Genomic DNA, 1,807 nt, shown 5'->3' on the forward strand with positions numbered 1-1,807 from the left:
CCGGCCGTACCGCCCGCGAGGCGACGGGGCGTCCGGAGCTGACCGAGGCCGCGATCGTGGTCTCCGGCGGCCGGGGCGTGAACGGCGCGGAGAACTTCGCGCTCATCGAGGCGCTGGCCGACTCCCTGGGCGCGGCGGTGGGTGCCTCGCGGGCGGCGGTGGACGCCGGCTGGTACCCGCACACCCAGCAGGTCGGCCAGACCGGCAAGAGTGTCTCGCCGCAGCTGTACCTCGCCGCCGGTATCTCCGGCGCGATCCAGCACCGGGCCGGCATGCAGACCTCCAAGACCATCGTGGCGGTCAACAAGGACCCCGAGGCGCCGATCTTCGACCTGGTCGACTACGGCGTGGTCGGCGACCTGTTCGCCGTCGTCCCGCAGCTCACCGAGGAGATCACCACCCGCAAGGGCTGAACCCCCGACGCCGACGAGGCCCCTGTGACCCACCCGGTCGCGGGGGTCTCGGCCTGTCCCGGGCGAGCGGACGGCTCAGGCCGTTCAAGGGGTGTTGACCGGCTGGGAGCTCCGCGGATAACTGTTGAATCCATGCGGCGGAGAGCGGAAGGGCGCGGGATGGGCCAGGAACGGCGGCAGAAGGTGGCGACGAGCCTCGCCGGCGCCGTCGGCGAGGAGATCGGCGCCTTCCTCGCGCCGGTCGACGCCGAGCTCGAGCGCCGCTACCCGGGCGACCCCGGTACGCGTCAGCCCGTCCACACGGTCTACGTCCCCGGTGACGTCGTCGCCGCCGACACCATCCGCTCCTGGGGCGAGAAGGCCCTCGCCGCGCTCGACGAGCACGCCCCCGACGCGGCCTCCTTCGCCGCCGTCCTCGGCCTGGGCGGCGACCTGGCCGGGCCCGTGTACGATCGCGTCCGCGCCAAGCTGGAGCGCGAGCCCGTCGAGGACCTGCGGATCGACTTCGAGGACGGCTACGGCCTCCGCCCGGACGCGGAGGAGGACGAGGCGGCGGCCCGCGCGGCCCGGCTGGTCGCCGAGGCGTACGAGAAGGGGACGGCCGCCCCGTACACGGGCATCCGCATGAAGTGCATGGAGGCGGCGGTCCGCGACCGGGGCATCCGCACCCTGGACATCTTCCTCACCGGCCTGATGGAGGCCGGAGGCCTGCCCGAGGGGCTGGTCCTGACGCTGCCGAAGGTGACGTACCCCCAGCAGGTCACCGCCATGGTCCGGCTCCTCGACGCCTTCGAGAGGGTCCATGGGCTTCCGGCCGGGCGCCTCGGCTTCGAGATCCAGATCGAGACCAGCCAGGCCGTCCTCGCCGCCGACGGCACCGCCACCGTCGCCCGGATGATCCAGGCCGCCGAGGGCCGCGCCACCGGGCTGCCCTACGGCACCTTCGACTACAGCGCCTGCCTCGGCGTCTCCCCGGCCCACCAGGCGGGCGACCACCCGGCCGCCGACCACGCCAAGGCCGTCATGCAGGTCGCCGCGGCCGGCACCGGCGTACGCGTCTCGGACGGCTCCACCAACGTGCTGCCGGTCGGCCCGGCCGAGAAGGTGCACGACGCCTGGCGGCTGCACTACGGCCTCGTCCGCCGCGCCCTGGCCCGCGCCTACTACCAGGGCTGGGACATGCACCCCGCACACCTCCCCACCCGGTACGCCGCCGTGTTCGCCTTCTACCGCGAGGGCTTCGAGCAGGCGGCCGCCCGCCTCGCCCGCTACGCCGGCCGCGCGGGCGGCGACGTCCTGGACGAGCCCGCCACCGCCAAGGCGCTCAGCGGCCACCTGCTGCGCGGCCTGGACTGCGGGGCCCTCGACACAGCCGAGGTCACCCGGCTCACCGG

Annotated in this window: 2 protein-coding genes; both read left to right on the forward strand. The window is 74.5% G+C overall.

Translation table 11 applies throughout. The features are described 5' to 3' along the window. Nucleotides 1-413 (forward strand): electron transfer flavoprotein subunit alpha/FixB family protein (locus C1I97_RS36495; RefSeq protein WP_146608208.1); only part of this gene is annotated, 413 nt, incomplete at its 5' end. 159 nt (nt 414-572) lie between these two features. Continuing rightward, the coding region (locus tag C1I97_RS36500; RefSeq protein WP_111007189.1) for a DUF6986 family protein at nt 573-1,807 on the forward strand (1,235 nt) is incomplete at its 3' end.

This window comes from Streptomyces sp. NTH33, assembly GCF_003236365.1.
Lineage (GTDB): Bacteria > Actinomycetota > Actinomycetes > Streptomycetales > Streptomycetaceae > Streptomyces.